11 protein-coding genes and 1 pseudogene are annotated in these 16,569 nt (G+C 71.7%); 3 read left to right on the forward strand and 9 right to left on the reverse strand.

Features of this window, described 5'->3' with window-relative positions:
• Positions 1-359: pseudogene (locus VIU94_RS29270) on the forward strand (SAM-dependent methyltransferase); the annotation flags it as partial.
• 89 nt (positions 360-448) lie between these two features.
• Here VIU94_RS29270 and ftsH read toward each other — a convergent pair.
• The 6 genes from ftsH to nsdA all read right to left on the reverse strand — a co-directional run bounded on the left by ftsH (position 449) and on the right by nsdA (position 10,264).
• A complete protein-coding gene (gene ftsH, locus VIU94_RS29275; protein ID WP_331915796.1) occupies positions 449-2,371 on the reverse strand; it encodes an ATP-dependent zinc metalloprotease FtsH in 1,923 nt (640 codons plus the stop codon).
• 211 nt (positions 2,372-2,582) lie between these two features.
• Positions 2,583-4,127, reverse strand: a complete 1,545-nt coding sequence (gene ffh, locus VIU94_RS29280; protein ID WP_331915798.1) for a signal recognition particle protein — start codon at positions 4,125-4,127, stop codon at positions 2,583-2,585.
• A gap of 157 nt (positions 4,128-4,284) precedes the next feature.
• The gene (locus VIU94_RS29285; RefSeq protein ID WP_331915800.1) at positions 4,285-6,741 is read right to left on the reverse strand and encodes a [protein-PII] uridylyltransferase; all 2,457 of its coding nucleotides are present in this window, start codon (positions 6,739-6,741) and stop codon (positions 4,285-4,287) included.
• A 23-nt stretch (positions 6,742-6,764) separates the two neighbouring features.
• On the reverse strand, positions 6,765-7,103 hold the full coding sequence (locus VIU94_RS29290; protein WP_069170469.1) for a P-II family nitrogen regulator: 339 nt from the start codon (positions 7,101-7,103) through the stop codon (positions 6,765-6,767).
• Positions 7,100-8,446 (reverse strand): ammonium transporter, encoded by a 1,347-nt coding sequence (locus VIU94_RS29295; RefSeq protein ID WP_331915802.1) that lies wholly within the window; start codon positions 8,444-8,446, stop codon positions 7,100-7,102. The genes VIU94_RS29290 and VIU94_RS29295 overlap by 4 nt, the downstream gene beginning before the upstream one ends.
• A 342-nt stretch (positions 8,447-8,788) precedes the next feature.
• Complete coding sequence (nsdA, locus tag VIU94_RS29300; protein WP_331915814.1) at positions 8,789-10,264, reverse strand: transcriptional repressor NsdA; 1,476 nt, start codon at positions 10,262-10,264, stop codon at positions 8,789-8,791.
• Between the two features lie 450 nt (positions 10,265-10,714).
• On the opposite strand from nsdA, the gene VIU94_RS29305 reads away from it, so the two are divergent.
• The gene (locus VIU94_RS29305; protein ID WP_331915804.1) at positions 10,715-11,368 is read left to right on the forward strand and encodes a bifunctional DNA primase/polymerase; all 654 of its coding nucleotides are present in this window, start codon (positions 10,715-10,717) and stop codon (positions 11,366-11,368) included.
• A gap of 88 nt (positions 11,369-11,456) precedes the next feature.
• Here VIU94_RS29305 and ftsY read toward each other — a convergent pair whose 3' ends face one another.
• On the reverse strand, positions 11,457-12,662 hold the full coding sequence (gene ftsY / locus VIU94_RS29310; protein ID WP_331915806.1) for a signal recognition particle-docking protein FtsY: 1,206 nt from the start codon (positions 12,660-12,662) through the stop codon (positions 11,457-11,459).
• Positions 12,663-12,823: 161 nt separating this feature from the next.
• Here ftsY and VIU94_RS29315 point away from each other — a divergent pair, with 161 nt between their 5' ends.
• The gene (locus VIU94_RS29315) at positions 12,824-13,822 is read left to right on the forward strand and encodes an LLM class flavin-dependent oxidoreductase (RefSeq protein ID WP_331915808.1); all 999 of its coding nucleotides are present in this window, start codon (positions 12,824-12,826) and stop codon (positions 13,820-13,822) included.
• 27 nt (positions 13,823-13,849) lie between these two features.
• On the opposite strand, the gene VIU94_RS29320 is transcribed toward VIU94_RS29315, so the two are convergent.
• Together VIU94_RS29320 and VIU94_RS29325 are read right to left on the reverse strand one after the other, a co-directional pair.
• Positions 13,850-15,283: a sugar porter family MFS transporter gene (locus tag VIU94_RS29320; RefSeq protein WP_331915810.1), complete on the reverse strand. Its 1,434-nt coding sequence runs from the start codon at positions 15,281-15,283 to the stop codon at positions 13,850-13,852.
• Between the two features lie 206 nt (positions 15,284-15,489).
• The coding region (locus VIU94_RS29325; protein WP_331915812.1) for an AAA family ATPase at positions 15,490-16,569 on the reverse strand (1,080 nt) is incomplete at its 5' end.

Genomic DNA, 16,569 nt, shown 5'->3' on the forward strand with positions numbered 1-16,569 from the left:
CGGAGCGCTGCGCCTCGGCGACGGTGCTCGGGCTGGCGGCCCGGCTCGCGGAGACGGGGGCGGGCCCGGGGGCCGGCGCGCACTGGCCGCCGGCGCTCCACGACCTGGACGAGCAGGTCGCCCGGGCGGGGCTGCGACCGGACGGTTCGGGCCGGGTGGCCTGCCCGTTCGGGTACGCGGACCTGGACAGCGCGGTCCGCGGCCTGATGTCGACGGGCGTCTTCGACCCGGCGGCCTCGGCGACCGACGCGTCCCAGGTCGAGAAGGAGCTCGCGGAGGCCCTGCACCCGTACATCCGCCGCGACGGCACGGTCTGGATGCCGAACGTCTTCCGGTATGTGATCGCCCGGGTGCCGTAGCCGGACCGGGGCGGCAAGCCCTCGCCCGGATCCCGCAGCTGGTGCCGTGAGCCTGCACGCGCCTTCAGGCCCCCTCGCCGGGCGCGGGATCAGTCCTCCTTCGTCAGCCGCGCAATGCCCGCCACCCGGTACGCGTCCGCCTCCTCCAGCGTCTCGTGCTCCAGCAGCGCCGCGGCCAGGGCGTCGAGCTGGTCGCGGTGGTCGCGCAGCTGGCGCACGGCGCTCTCGTAGCACTCGTCCACGACGCGGCGCATCTCGTGCTCGACCGCGTCCAGGGTCGCCGGGGCGGCGGAGAGCCCGTACGCCTGTTGGGCGTCGCTCGGGATCGCGGTGAGCCTGCCCACCCGCTCGCTCATGCCCCAACGGCCGACCATGCCGCGCGCGATGTTGGTGACCTGCTCCAGGTCGCTCTCCGCGCCCGTCGTGATCACGCCGAAGACCACCTGCTCGGCCGCCATCCCGCCGAGCGCGCCGATGATCCGGCCGCGCAGGTACTCCTCGGTGTACGCGTACTTGTCCCGCTCCGGCGTCGAGAGCGTGACGCCCAGCGCGCGGCCGCGCGGCACGATGGTGATCTTGCGGACCGGGTCCGCGCCCGGCTGGAGCATGCCGAGCAGCGCGTGGCCGCTCTCGTGATACGCGGTGCGGCGACGCTCCTCCTCCGGCATGACCAGCGGCCGCTCCGCGCCGAGCTGCACCTTCTCCAGCGCGTCCGAGAGATCCGACTGGGTGACGGCCTGCTGCCGGCGCTTGACCGCGAGCAGCGCGGCCTCGTTGGCGAGGTTGGCCAGCTCCGCGCCGGTCATGCCCGGGGTCGTACGGGCCACCTGGGCCAGGTCGACGCCAGCGGCGAGCGGGATCTCCCGGGTGTGGATCTTCAGGATGGCTTCGCGGCCGCCCAGGTCCGGCGAGTGAACGTGCACCACGCGGTCGAAGCGGCCGGGCCGGGTCAGCGCCGGGTCGAGCACGTCGGCGCGGTTGGTGGCGGCCAGCACGATGACGCCCTCGGAGCCGGTGAAGCCGTCCATCTCGGTGAGGATCTGGTTGAGCGTCTGTTCCCGCTCGTCGTGACCGCCCATGCCCGCTCCGCCCCCGCGGGCCCGGCCGATGGTGTCGATCTCGTCGATGAAGATGATCGCCGGGGCGACCTTCCGCGCCTCCGCGAAGAGTTCGCGCACCCGGGACGCGCCCACGCCCACGATCATCTCGATGAACTCGGAGGCGGACGCGGAGAAGAACGGCACCCCGGCCTCCCCCGCCACCGCCCGCGCGAGCAGCGTCTTGCCCGTTCCGGGCGGACCGGCGAGCAGCACGCCGCGCGGCATCTTGGCGCCCATCGCCCGGTACCCGTCGGGGTTCTTGAGGAAGTCGACGACGTCGTTGAGCTCGCCCTCGACCTCGTCGATGCCGGCCACGTCCTCGAAGGTGGTGCGCTTGCCGCCCTCCAGCTCGACCGGCTTCGGCGGGGCCTTGCGGCCGAGCATGCCGCCCGCGCCGCCCAGGCCGGTGCTCATCCGACGGGCGACGAACACCCACAGGAGGACCAGCAGCACCATCGGGGCCAGGGAGATGAGGAGATTGGCGAGGAAGCTGCGTTCCTGCACGACCGGCTTGGCGGTGACGGTGACCTTCTGCCGCGTCAGTTCGCTCCAGAGCTCGTCGTCGGCGAAGGCCGGTCGCTGGGTCTTGAACCGGGTGTAGTCGCCCTCGCCACCGTCGGGCATGGGTTGCTTGTTCTTCAGCTGCCCCTGGATGGCGTCGCCCTTGGAGTAGATCTTGGTGACATTGCCCGAGGTGACCTGCTTGCTGAACTCGGTGTACGAGATCGTCGGCTCGTCGCCCTCGTTGAAGAACGAGAGCACGAGGTTGGTGATGAGGTAGACGATCAGCGCGGCGAGGATGAGTCCGCCCCAGCCGCCCGGCATCTTCTTCTTCGTCGGCGGCGGCGGAGGGGCCCCCTCCGAGCGCCACGGCTGGTCGGTGCGGTCGCGCGGGGGTACGGGATTGGCCACGCTGCTCTCCTCGGGGCGACGACAGGCCCATTATTGGAGAGCGGTACATTCCCGGCATTACGGGTGAGGCATCGGGATGCCGGACGGTACGGCGGCGAGCGGGCCGTACGGGTGCGTAGGGGCGGCACGAGCCCCGGGATCACGCCCGAGTACGACGAAGGGCCCGGAGGCGCATCGCGCGCCGCCCGGGCCCTTCGTCGTACGGGCTCGATCAGCCCATGAACTTCTTGAACTCGTCCGGCAGCTCGAAGTCCTGGCCGCCCTGGCCGCCCGCCGGCAGCCCGAACGCGCCGCCCTGCTCGCGGCGCTCCGCAGCGGCCTGCTCCTCGGCCTTCCGCTTCATCGGGTTGCCGCTCTTGCGCTTGCCCTTGGCCTGCTTGACCTGCTTCTTCTGCCGGCCCGGGCCACCGCCCATGCCCGGCATCCCCGGCATGCCCGGCATGCCGCCGCCCTGGGCCATGCGGGACATCATCTTGCGGGCGTCGAAGAACCGCTCGACCAGGCCCTTCACCGCGCTGACCTCGGAGCCGGAACCCTTGGCGATACGGGCGCGCCGGGAGCCGTTGATGATCGTCGGGTCCTGGCGCTCGGCCGGCGTCATCGACTTGATGATCGCGGCCGTGCGGTCGACGTCCCGCTCGTCGATGTTGTTGATCTGCTCCTTCATCTGCGCCATGCCCGGCAGCATGCCGAGCAGCTTGCTGATGGAGCCCATCTTGCGGACCTGCTCCATCTGGGCGAGGAAGTCGTCGAGCGTGAAGTCCTGGCCCTTCTTGGAGGCCAGCTTCGAGGCGACCTTGGCCGCCTCCTCCTGGGTGAAGGTCTGCTCGGCCTTCTCGATGAGCGACATGATGTCGCCCATGCCGAGGATGCGGGACGCCATACGGTCCGGGTGGAACGCGTCGAAGTCGTCCAGCTTCTCGCCGTTCGAGGCGAACATGATCTGCTTGCCGGTGACGTGCGCGATGGAGAGCGCGGCGCCACCGCGGGCGTCGCCGTCGAGCTTCGACAGCACGACGCCGTCGAAGCCGACGCCGTCCCGGAAGGCCTCGGCGGTGTTGACCGCGTCCTGACCGATCATGGCGTCGACGACGAAGAGCACCTCGTCGGGGCTGACGGCGTCGCGGATGTCCGCGGCCTGCTGCATCAGCTCCTGGTCGATGCCGAGGCGACCGGCGGTGTCGACGATCACGACGTCGAACAGCTTGGTCTGCGCGTACGCGATCGAGTCCTTGGCGACCTGGACCGGGTCGCCGACCCCGTTGCCCGGCTGCGGCCCGTAGAAGCCGACGCCGGCGCGCTCGGCGACGACCGAGAGCTGCGTGACGGCGTTCGGGCGCTGGAGGTCACAGGCGACGAGCAGCGGGGTGTGGCCCTGGCTCTTGAGCCAGACGCCGAGCTTTCCGGCGAGGGTGGTCTTACCGGCGCCCTGGAGACCGGCGAGCATGATCACGGTCGGCCCGGACTTGGCGAACCGCAGGCGACGGGTCTCGCCACCGAGGATGGAGACCAGTTCCTCGTTGACGATCTTGATGATCTGCTGGGAAGGGTTGAGGGCCTTGGAGACCTCGACGCCGAGGGACCGCTCCTTGACGTTCTTGATGAACGCCCGGACGACCGGCAGCGCGACGTCGGCCTCGAGCAGGGCGATACGGATCTCGCGCGCGGTTGCGTCGATGTCCGCCTCAGTGAGGCGCCCCTTGCCGCGGAGATTCTTGAACGTTGCTGCAAGGCGATCGGAGAGGGTATCGAACACGGCGGTCGCGGATCCTCAATGTCGGGGGCGGGCGGACGGACTGCCCTCCAGAGTATCCGGCCGTTCAAAGTGCATGCCCTCGCCCGCCGAATCCGGCGGGCGAGGGCACCAGCACACACATCCGAGACAGGCACGGGAGTGCCTGCGGGTCACTCCCTCACCCCAGCGCCCCCTCCAGCGCCCGAGCCACGTCCACCGCCTCCTCGTCCGACAGGGGCGAGCCGTCCGGACGCGTCACATACAGCGTGTCCACCGCGTTCGCGCCCAGGGTCGACACGTGGGCGCTGCGGACTCGTACCGCCGCGCCCTCCAGCGCCCGGCCGATTCTGTGCAGCAGCCCTGGGGCGTCCTGGGCGCGGACTTCGATGACCGTGGCGTGGTGGGAGGCGGCGGGGGCGACGGTGACGCGGGGCGGCGGGGCCTGGATGCCGCGCCGCCTCGGGTACGCGGCCTCGCGTTCGGCGAGGCGGGCCGGGATGTCCAGGGAGCCGTCCAGCGCGCGGAGCAGGTCGGCGCGGAGCCGGGCGGCCTGCGGCAGGGAGCCGTACTCGGCGGCCACCCGCCAGCTCAGCAGCAGGACGGCCGCGCCCGTGCCGCCGAGCTCCGTCGGCAGCTCCACGGCGCGCAGGTCGGCGGCGCGGACGGTCAGCCGGTGCAGGGCGAGGACGCCGGCGGCGGCGGGCAGGACGCCAGGCTGGTCGGGCAGGGCGATGAGCAGCTCGACGCCGACCGGCTCGGGCTCTTCGGACTTCTCGGCCGCGGGCTCCGGCTGCGCGTGGAGCGTGAGCACGGGCTCACCGGTGCGCAGCGCCTCGATCGCCAGGCGTTCCTGCTCGGCGCTGGGTGCGGCCGGTTCGGGCTCCGCGACCGGCTCCCCCGCCAGGACGCCGGCGACCCGTTTGACCAGGTCGGCGACGAGCGAGCCGCGCCAGGAGGACCAGGCGGCGGGCCCGGTGGCCAGGGCGTCGGCCTCGGTGAGGGCGTGCAGCAGCTCCAGGGTGGGGAGCGTGCCGACGGCCTTCGCGACGGACGCGACGGTGGCGGGGTCGTCCAGGTCGCGCCGGGTCGCGGTCTCGATGAGCAGCAGGTGGTGGCGTACGGCGGTGGCGATGACGCCCACGTCGGCGCGGTCGAAGCCGATCCGGGCGGCGAGGTCGCGGGCGATGGTCTCGCCGGCGACGGAGTGGTCGCCGGGCCAGCCCTTGCCGATGTCGTGCAGGAGGGCGGCGACGAGCAGCAGGTCGGGGCGGCCGACGCGGCGGGTGAGGGACGAGGCGCGGACGGCGGTCTCGACGAGGTGGCGGTCGACGGTCCAGGTGTGGACGGGGTTGCGCTGGGGGCGGCAGCGGACGCGCTCCCAGTCGGGCAGCAGCCTGGTGATCAGCCCCTCGGCCTCCAGGGCCTCCCAGACGGGCACGGTGGCCTCGCCCGCGCCGAGCAGGGTGACGAGTTCCTCGCGGGCCTCGGCGGGCCAGGGCACGGGCAGCGGTTTGGCCGCGGCGGCGAGGCGGCGGACGGCGTGCAGGGAGATCGGCAGCCCGGACTGGGCCGCGGCGGCGGCCGCGCGCAGCGGCAGCACCGGGTCGCGTTCGGGTTTGGCGGTGCGGGCGAGGACGGCTTCGCCGTCCATCTCGACGACGCCCTCGGCGAGCGGGGTGCGCTCCACGGGCGGCTTTCCGCCGCCGGCCCTGCCGAGGAGGCCGCGGAGCCGGGGGCGGGCGGAGCGGGCCTTGAGGACCCGGTTGACCTCGCGCCAGGTGACGTCGGAGGCGTACGAGACGACGCGGGCGGCCTCGTACACCTCGCGGAGCAGGGTGTCGGCGTCGAGCAGGCCGAGTTCCTCGGCGACGGCGTCCTGTTCCTGGAGGGCGAGTCGGTCGGTGGCGCGGCCGGTGGCCAGGTGGAGGCCGTCGCGGGCGTCGAGGAGGCGGCGGCGGGCCTGGTCGAGGCCTTCGCGGGGGGCGTCGGCGAGCCAGGAGGCGGCGACGGCGCGCAGTGCGGTGGCGTCCCGCAGTCCGCCCCTGGCCTCCTTGAGGTCGGGTTCGAGGAGGAACTGGAGCTCGCCCATCCGCTCGGCCCGTTCGCGGCAGAGCGCGTCGAGTTCGGGGAGCCGTTTGGGGGCCTGGTTGCGCCAGTCGGCGAGGACGGCGGTGCGCAGTCCGGCGGCGAGGGCGTGGTCGCCGGCGACGGGCCGGGCGTCGAGGAGGCCGAGCTGGACCTTGAGGTCCTCGCCGGCGGTCTTGCGGGCTTCCGCGGGGGTGCGGACGGAGTGGTCGAGGGCGATGCCGAGGTCCCAGACCGGGTACCAGATCCGGTCGGCGAGTGCGGCGATCGCGGCCGGGCCGGCGCTGCCGTCGTGCAGGAGCAGCAGGTCGAGGTCGCTGCGCGGGGAGAGTTCGCCGCGTCCGTAGCCGCCGACGGCGACGAGCGCCGCCCCGCGGGGCGCTCCGGCCGCGGCGAACAGGGCGGCCAGCCAGTCGTCGGTGAGCCGGGCCAGGGCGGCACGGCGCGGCGGCCCGGACTGCGCCTTCTCTCCGAGGAGGCGCAGCCGGGCCGCCGCGTAGTCGCTGGGTCCCGAGTCTTCCGTTTCCGTGCTCGCTTCGAGGCTCGTCACCCAGCAGCTCCTATCCGTGTTGCCTACAGTGCGTCCGGACCGCGCTCGCCGGTGCGGACCCGTACGGCGGTCTCGACCGGCACGCTCCACACCTTGCCGTCTCCGATCTTGCCGGTTCGGGCGGCTTTGACCACGACGTCGATGAGCTGTTCGGCGTCCTCGTCCTCCACCAGGACCTCGATGCGGATCTTGGGGACGAGGTCGACGGTGTACTCGGCGCCGCGGTAGACCTCGGTGTGGCCGCGCTGGCGGCCGTATCCGCTGGCCTCGGTGACGGTCAGCCCCTGGACGCCGAAGGCCTGCAGGGCCTCCTTGATCTCGTCCAGCCGATGCGGCTTCACGACTGCGGTGATGAGCTTCATGCGTCCACCTTCTTGGTCTCCTGTGCGGCCGGGGCGGGGGCGGCGGTGGAGCGCGAGGACGCGCCGCCGCCGGCTCCGCTGAAGTCGTACGCGGTCTCGGCATGCTCGACCTGGTCGATGCCGGAGACCTCGTCGTCCTCGCTGACCCGCATGCCGATCGTCTTGTCGAGGATCAGCGCGAGGATCGCAGAGGCGATCAGAGAGTAGGCGAGGACGGAGAAGACGCCGATGGCCTGCTTGACGAGCTGGTCCGCGTTGCCGCCGTAGAGGAGACCCTGGGCCTTGGACTGGACGCCGCCGGTGGCGAAGAAGCCGACGAGCAGGGAGCCGACGACACCGCCGACGAGGTGGACGCCGACGACGTCGAGGGAGTCGTCGTAGCCGAACTTGTACTTGAGGCCGACGGCCATGGCGCAGAGCAGGCCGGCGATGGCGCCGATGCCGATCGCACCGAGCGGGGAGCAGGAGCCGCCGGAGGGGGTGATGGCGACGAGGCCGGCGACCGCGCCGGAGGCGGCGCCGAGGGTGGTGAAGGCGCCGTGCCGGATCTTCTCGTAGAGCAGCCAGGCGAGCATGGCGGCGGCGGTGGCGACCTGGGTGTTGACGAACATGACCGCGCCGACGCCGTCGTCGTTGCCGAGCCAGGAGCCGGCGTTGAAGCCGAACCAGCCGAACCAGAGCAGGCCCGCGCCGAGCATGACCAGCGGGAGGCTGTGCGGGCGCATCGGGTCCTTCTTGAAGCCGACGCGCTTGCCGATGACGAGGATGACGCCGAGGGCCGCGGCGCCGGCGTTGATGTGCACGGCGGTGCCGCCAGCGAAGTCGATGACGCCCATCTCGAAGAGCCAGCCGCCGGTGCCCCAGACCCAGTGGGCGACGGGGAAGTAGACGATCGTGACCCACAGGGCGATGAACAGGGCCCAGGCGGTGAACTTGACGCGGTCCGCGAGGGCGCCGCTGATCAGGGCCGGGGTGATGATCGCGAACATCAGCTGGAAGACGGCGAAGACGTACACCGGGATGGTGTAGCCGTCCCAGAGTTCGGTGATGCCGATGCCGCTGAGGCCGACGTACTCGGAGGACCAGCCGACGATGGAGCCCGAGTCGGTGCCGAAGGCCATGCTGAATCCGTAGAGCACCCACAGGATCGTGACGATCCCGAGGCTGATGAAGCTCATCATCAGCATGTTGAGGGTGGACTTGACGCGGACCATGCCTCCGTAGAAGAAGGCCAGCGCGGGGGTCATCAGCATGACCAGGGCGGAGCAGATGAGCATGAACCCGGTGTTGGCGGCGGACAGCTCGGGGGCGTCTGCGGCCAGGGTCATGATGGCTGGTGCCATCGGCGTCTCCTCGTCGTCGGTGCGGCCTGTGCGGGGCGGTGGCCGGGAGCGGCTCGGCCAGTGAGGGGTGGCCGGTTATGGGCCAGAGGTTGGCGCAGCGCCGTTTCACGTGATGCCGCTCGATGTTTCGCCGCAGTGACGAAGGGGTGGGGCGTGTTACGTGACTGTGAACCGCAGGGTCACGGGAATGTAACGGACGTACCCTCCGGGCCGGGGTCGCGGGGCCCGGAAACACCGAACCGGCCGCGTCGTCGTCCCTGTGACCTGGCGGCGGGGGAGCCGAGTCGGGCAGTGAGGGTCGTACGGCGCGGCCGGAGCCTGGGGTGTCCCCCGTACGGGGGGTCAGACCGCTTCGGCGGTCTCGGGGAGGAGCTGGGTGAGCCGGTCGGTGAGCTGGACGACTTCGGCGACGTCGCCGAAGTCGCGGGCGGCGGTGTCGACGGTCTTGCGGAGCCTGGTGTTGACGCGCTCGGAGCGGACGCTGCGGGCGACGCGCAGGGCCTTCTCGGCGAGGGCGACGGACTCCTCGGGTTCGCGCTTGAGGAGGTGCACGGTCGCCAGGCCGATGAGGTTGAGTGCGTACGACCGCTGGTGCTCGTGGTCGTTCGAGAAGAGCTCGACGGCCCGCTGCATGACGGGTTCGGCGAGGGAGGCGTAGGTCGGGGAGCGGCCGGCGACGTAGGCGAGGTCGCGGTACGAGTGGGAGTTCTCGCCGTTGAGCTCGGCCTCGGAGAAGAAGCGGATCCAGTCGGGCTCGGGCTCGCCGTCGAGGCCGACGTCGGCGAAGGTGTCCTCGGCCATCCGGACGGCGCGCTTGCACTTGCTGGGCTGGCCCATGTTGGCGTAGGCGCGGGCCTCCATCGCATACAGCATGGCCTGGGTGCGCGGGGTGGCGCAGTCGCGGCTGCCGTACTGGGCGAGGTGGATGAGCTCCAGGGCGTCGTCGGGCCGACCGAGGTGGATCATCTGGCGGCTCATCGAGGAGAGGACGTACGAGCCGAGGGGCTTGTCGCCGGCCTCCTTGGCGGCGTGCAGGGCGAGTACGAAGTACTTCTGGGCGGTGGGCTGGAGGCCCACGTCGTAGCTCATCCACCCGGCGAGCTCGGCGAGTTCGGCCGCGCAGCGGAACAGGCGGCGCGCGGTGGCGCCGGGCTGCGGCTCCTGGAGGAGGTCGGTGACCTCGTGGAGCTGGCCGACGACGGCCTTGCGGCGCAGTCCGCCGCCGCACTGGGCGTCCCACTGACGGAACATCACGGTGGTGGATTCGAGCAGGTCGAGCTCGGGCTGGGAGAGCCGGGAGGGGCGGGAGGAGGCGGCGGCCGGCTGGGCCGGTCCGAGGTCGGCGGCGGGGGTGGGCACCAGCCAGCGCTGCATGGGTTCGATGAGGGCGGGGCCCGCGGCGAGGGTGAGCGAGCTACCGAGGAAGCCGCGCCGGGCGAGCATCAGGTCGCTGCGGGAGAACTCGCTGAGCAGGGAGACCGTCTGGGGGCCGGCCCACGGGAGGTCGACGCCGGACACGGAGGGCGACTGGTGGGCGGCGCGCAGGCCGAGGTCCTCGACGGCGACGACGGAGCCGAAGCGCTCGGAGAACAGCTCGGAGAGGATCCGCGGGATCGGCTCGCGCGGCTGCTCCCCGTCGAGCCAGCGGCGCACCCGGGAGGTGTCGGTGCTGATGTGGTGCGCGCCCATCTGGCGTGCCCTGCGGTTCACTTGCCGCGCCAGCTCGCCCTTCGACCAGCCGCTGCGCACGAACCACGAGCTCAGCTGCTCGTTGGGGCGCTTGCCGGCAGTCGTACCGTCTGCGCCGTTGCCGCCCACTGGAACGCCCCCATCCATTTTCATGCCCTCGGTGCCTTTGTCGCGTGAACTCTCCCCAGGATGCCGTGAATCACGGCTTCCGTCTGGAGGTCGTCCCCCTTCGAACAGGAAACCGACTTGCCTCCGGCATACCCACGAGTGCGACAAAACCCTGAGCTCGTGTACCGAAAGTAATCCTACGATCACCCGGTCGGCCATGGCGATTCAAGAAACGCCACCATTCGCCACCCCTTCGAATGAACTCGCCGGGCGCGGAACACGATTCACTTGACATGCGACGATCCGGGGCCGATGCACGGTTGCGCACGGCAGCGTGCGCCACGCTCCGCACCACCCCTCCCGCTACCGCGCGCCAGGCGTACCCGGACGAGTTCGGGTCCGGGGGCGACGGAGCGTCATGGGGGCGCTCCGGGTCGTAACCACCGGCGAGTTCGACCCGTTGGAGGGGGCATGGGCTTCACCATCGGCGGCATGCGTGAGATGCGGTCCGGCTCACGGCGGCGCGGCCGCACGACAGAGTGCACAGCGGTGGCCGAGTACACCGGACTGTGGGGCTGGGACGTGGTCCCGGGGGCGCGGGCCGCGGCAGGCAGGTGCTCCTGCGGCGATCCCGCCTGTACGGCGCCGGGGGCGCATCCGCTGCCGTACGCGCAGGCGGTCCCGGCGGGCGCGGGTCTGGACGACGCGACCAAGGCCTGGTCGGAGTACCCCGGGGCGGCGCTGCTGCTGCCGGTGGGCCGGGCCTTCGACGTGATCGAGGTGGCCGAGGCGGCCGGTCGGCGGGCGCTGGTGCGGCTGGAGCGGATGGGGCTGCCGCTGGGTCCGGTCTGCGCGACGCCGACCGGGCGGGCGCAGTTCTTCGTCGCGCCGGGCGCGGCGGCGGAGCTGCCGCGGCTGCTGTACCGGATGGGCTGGGACGACGCGGATCTGGACCTGCACTGCCTCGGCCCGGGGGCGCACATCACGGCGCCGCCGTCGGACCTCGGGGGCCTGGGCCCGGTGCGCTGGCTGCGTCCGCCGGCCCTGGACACGGCGGGCGCGCCGCCGCAGGCGCGGCTGCTGGTGGGCACGCTGGCGTACATCTGCCACCGCAGCCACGTTTAGCGCGCGGACGGCCACGAACGAGACGTCCACGAATGCGAGGGGCCCCGCCGATCCGGCGGGACCCCTCGCACGTGTGCTCCGTGGAGCGTCAGTCGCCGATCAGGGCGTCGACGAAGGCCCCGGGCTCGAAGGGGGCCAGGTCGTCCGGGCCCTCGCCCAGGCCGATCAGCTTGACGGGGACGCCGAGCTCGCGCTGGACGGCGACGACGATGCCGCCCTTGGCGGTGCCGTCGAGCTTGGTGAGCACGATGCCGGTGATGTCGACGACCTCGGCGAAGACACGGGCCTGGACCAGGCCGTTCTGGCCGGTGGTGGCGTCGAGGACGAGCAGCACCTCGTCCAGCGGGCCGTGCTTCTCGACGACGCGCTTGACCTTGCCGAGCTCGTCCATCAGGCCGGTCTTGGTGTGCAGCCGGCCGGCGGTGTCGATGAGGACGACGTCGGCGTTCTCGGCGATGCCCTCCTTGACCGCGTCGAAGGCGATCGACGCCGGGTCGCCGCCCTCCGGGCCGCGCACGGTCCGGGCGCCGACCCGCTCGCCCCAGGTCTGGAGCTGGTCGGCGGCGGCTGCGCGGAAGGTGTCGGCGGCGCCGAGGACGACGGACTTGCCGTCGGCGACGAGGACCCGGGCGAGCTTGCCGGTGGTGGTGGTCTTGCCGGTGCCGTTGACGCCGACGACCATGACGACGCCGGGGGTGCCGGGGTCGCTCTCGGTCTTCACCGAGCGGTCGAAGTCGGGGCCGAGGAGGGCGATCAGCTCCTCGCGGAGCAGGCCGCGGAGCTCCTCGGGGGTGCGGGTGCCGAGGACCCTGACGCGCTCGCGCAGCCGCTCGACCAACTCCTGGGTGGGGGTGACGCCGACGTCGGCGACGAGGAGGGTCTCCTCGATCTCCTCCCAGGTGTCCTCGTCGAGGTGCTCGCGGGACAGCAGCGTGAGCAGCCCCTTGCCGAGCGAGTTCTGCGAGCGGGCGAGCCGGGCCCGGAGCCGTACGAGACGCCCGGCGGTCGGCTCGGGCACCTCGATCTCGGGCGCGAGCGGCTCCTCGACGACGACCGGGGCCTCCGCCTCGGCGGTCGGGAGGTCGACCTCCTCGATGGTGCGGCGTGGTTCTTCCCGCGGCGCCTCCGCCTCCTCGCCGACGTGCGGTTCGGCGGGCGGGGCGGTGATGGTGGGTGTGGTGGACGGCGCCTCGGCCCGCGGCAGCTGCTTCTTCTTGCGGCCGCTGATCACGAGTCCGCTGGTCACGGCGACCGCGACGACCAGAGCGATGACTACAGCAAGGATGAGTTCCATAACCTCTCCAGTATGGCGTGACCTCGCCGGGCTCCCCTCGTTCCGGGCGGGGGCGCGTCCGGAGCGTCACCGGGCGTCACGGGCGTTCCAGGGCGTTCCCATCTGACGGAACGTCAGCTACCGTCCCCCTCGCCGGCTCCTTACCGCGGAGGGGATCGTCCATGCCGTTCACCGTCGTCCGGTTCAATCTCGTCGATCCGCACGCCACCCCCGAGTCCCTCGCGGACCGCTACCGCGCCGCCCTGGACATGGCCGCGTACGCGGACGAGCACGGCGTCGACACCGTGCAGACGGAGGAGCACCACGGGGCCGAGAACAACTGGCTGCCCTCCCCCTTCGCCTTCGCCGCCGGGGTCTTCGGGGCCACGAAGCGCATCGCCGTGACCGTCTCCGCGATCATCGGGCCGCTGCACGACCCGCTGCGGCTCGCGGAGGAGATCGCCGTCCTGGACCTGATGAGCCGGGGCCGGCTGGTCACGGTCGCCGGGATCGGGTACCGGCCGGAGGAGTACGAGGCGCACGGCGTCGACTGGGGGCGGCGCGGCAAGCTGCAGGACCTGCTCCTGGAGACGCTGCTGCAGGCCTGGTCGGGCGAGCCGTTCACGTACCAGGGGCGTACGGTGCGGGTCACGCCGCGCCCGTACACGCGGCCGAACCCGCTGCTGCTGGTCGGCGGCTCCTCGCGGGCCGCTGCCCGCCGGGCGGCGCGGCTCGGGCTCCCGTTCTTCCCCAGCGCGCACCTGCCGGAGCTGGAGACCTACTACACGGAGCGGTGCGCGGAGTACGGGACCGAGGGCTGGACGATGATGCCCGGCGTCGAGACCCCGCTGCTCCATTTGTCGCAGGACCCGGATCAAACCTGGGCCGAGTACGGCGAGCACTTCCTGCACGAGGCGCGGACGTACGCGTCCTGGCAGTCGAAGGACATCCGCTCGGCGGTGCGGTCGGCGGCGACGACGGTGGCGCAGCTGCGCGCGGAGGGCGTGTACCGGATCGTCACGCCGGACGAGTGCGTGGCGCTCGGGCAGCGCCTGGAGAGCCTGGTGTTCCATCCGCTGTGCGGCGGGATGCCGGTCGAGGAGGGCTGGCGCAGTCTGCGGCTGCTCTGCGAGAGCGCACTGCCCCGGCTCAAGGCATCGGGCCATGAGCCGGGGCGGTGAGAGGTTCGAGGAGAGGGGCAGCGGGGATTAGCCCATCTCCTCCAACGCCTTGCCCTTCGTCTCCTTGACGTACCGCAGCACGAAGGGGATCGAGAGCACGGCGAAGATCGTGTAGATCACGTAGGTGCCGGAGAGGTTCCAGTCCGCCAGGGACGGGAAGCTGGCGGTGATGGCCCAATTGGCGATCCACTGGGCGGAGGCGGCGACGCCGAGGGCGGCGGCGCGGATCCGGTTGGGGAACATCTCGCCGAGGAAGACCCAGACCACCACGCCCCACGAGAGGGCGAAGAAGAGCACGAAGACGTGGGCGGCGACGAGCGCCACGACGCCCTGAGTGTTGGGCAGCTTGCCGTCGACCAGGTCGGCGGAGAACGCCCAGGCCTCGAAGGCGAGCGCGATCGCCATGCCGACGGAGCCGACGAGCGCGAGCGGCCTGCGGCCCACCCGGTCGACCAGCACCATCGCGATCACTGTGCCGATGATGTTGATGATCGACGTGGTGAACGAGTAGAAGAACGAGCTCGACGGGTCGATGCCGACGGACTGCCAGAGCGTCGAGGAGTAGTAGAAGGCGACGTTGATGCCGACGAGCTGCTGGAAGACCGACAGACCGATGCCGACCCAGACGATGGGCAGCAGCTTGAAGCGGCCGCCGGCGACGAGCAGGTCCTTGAAGGTGGACTTGTGCTCGCTGCGCATGGCCCGGTCGATCTCGGCGACACGGTGGTCGAGGTCGACCCCGTGGCCCTCGACCTCGGAGAGGACCTCCTTGGCCCGGTCGATCTTCCCGACGGAGATGAGGAAGCGGGGCGACTCGGGGATGGCGAAGGAGAGCATGCCGTAGAGGACGGCGGGGACGACCATCACGCCGAGCATCCACTGCCAGGCTTCCAGGCCACCGATCTCGCCGCGCTGGTCGCCGTCGGCGAGCTGCAGGATGCCGTAGTTGACCAGCTGCGAGATCGCGATGCCGATGACGATGGCGGCCTGCTGGAAGGAGCCGAGCCGGCCGCGGTAGGCGGCGGGGGCGACCTCGGCGATGTACGCGGGGCCGATCACCGAGGCCATGCCGATGGCGAAGCCGCCGATGATCCGCCAGAACGCGAGGTCCCACAGGGCGAAGGGGAGCGCCGAGCCGACGGCGCTGATCGAGAACAGCACGGCGGAGATCTGCATGCAGCGGATGCGGCCGATGCGGTCGGCGATCCGGCCGGCGGTCGCGGCGCCGATGGCGCAGCCGATCAGGGCGACGGCGATGACCTGGGCGAGCGTGCCCGAGCCGATGTCGTACCGGTCGCGGATCGCCTCGACGGCGCCGTTGATGACCGAGCTGTCGTACCCGAAGAGGAAGCCGCCCATGGCCGCGGACGCGGTGATGAAGATGACGTGTCCGAGGTGGTCCGGATGGGCCGTTCGGCCCTCGGAGGGCGGCGGCGTGGGCGCCTTCGCGGTGCTGGTCACATGGACTCCTGGGGGCCCGGGCGGCGGCGCCGGGGTGGGGGACGAGCCCTTCAAGTGGCGCACAGGTGCACGCCGCCCACCACTTGAAGGTAAGAGCAACGTTGCAGAGACTATGCCTTCAAGTTTCGAAGTCAATATCGGGGTATGGACTTGAGAAGCGACGCGAGGAGGGGGTTGATGTTCAAGTCTTGAACTTGCTAGGAGGCTCAGCGCAGACGCTGGCTGATGACCTTCGAGACGCCGTCGCCCTGCATGGAGACGCCGTACAGCGCGTCCGCGACCTCCATCGTCCGCTTCTGGTGCGTGATCACGATCAGCTGCGAGGACTCCTGGAGCTCCTGCATGATCCGGATCAGCCGCTGAAGGTTGGTGTCGTCGAGCGCGGCCTCGACCTCGTCCATCACGTAGAACGGGCTGGGGCGGGCCTTGAAGATCGAGACCAGCAGCGCCACGGCGGTCAGCGAGCGCTCGCCGCCGGAGAGCAGCGAGAGCCGCTTGACCTTCTTGCCGGGCGGGCGGGCCTCCACGTCGACGCCGGTGGTGAGCATGTTGTCGGGGTCCGTCAGGACGAGCCGGCCCTCTCCGCCGGGGAAGAGCCGGGAGAACACGCCCTCGAACTCGCGGGCGGTGTCCCGGTACGCCTCGGTGAAGACCTGCTCGACGCGCTCGTCGACCTCCTTGATGACCTGGAGGAGGTCGATCCGGGTCTTCTTCAGGTCTTCGAGCTGCTCGGAGAGGAACTTGTGGCGTTCCTCCAGTGCCGCGAACTCCTCCAGGGCGAGCGGGTTCACCTTTCCGAGCTGCTGGTACGCCCGTTCGGCGGCCTTGAGCCGCTTCTCCTGCTCCGCGCGGACGAAGGGGCGGGGCTGGTTGCGCGGGTGCTCGGGGTCCTCGGGGAGCTCCTCGCCCTCGGCGGGCGGGGACGGCGGTACGAGCTGGTCGGGGCCGTACTCGGAGATCAGGCCGGCGGGCTCGACGCCGAGCTCTTCGAGGGCCTTGGTCTCCAGCTGCTCGATGCGGAGCCGCTTCTCGGCGCCGAGGACCTCGCCGCGGTGGACGGAGTCCGTGAGCTTGTCGAGCTCGGCCTTCAGGTCGCGGCCCTGTGCACGGGCGGCGGCGAGGCCCTGCTCTCGGGCGGCCTTCGCAGCCTCGGCGAGGCTCCGCTCCTGTTCGGCGCGGACGACGGAGACCTCGACGTGCGCGAGCAGGGTACGGGCGCCGGCGGCGACGGCCGCCGCGACCTCGGCCTCGCGGCGGAGCCGGGCGCGGCGCTGCTCGGCGCGGGC

This window comes from Streptomyces sp., from assembly GCF_036566765.1.
In the GTDB taxonomy this organism is placed as follows: domain Bacteria; phylum Actinomycetota; class Actinomycetes; order Streptomycetales; family Streptomycetaceae; genus Streptomyces.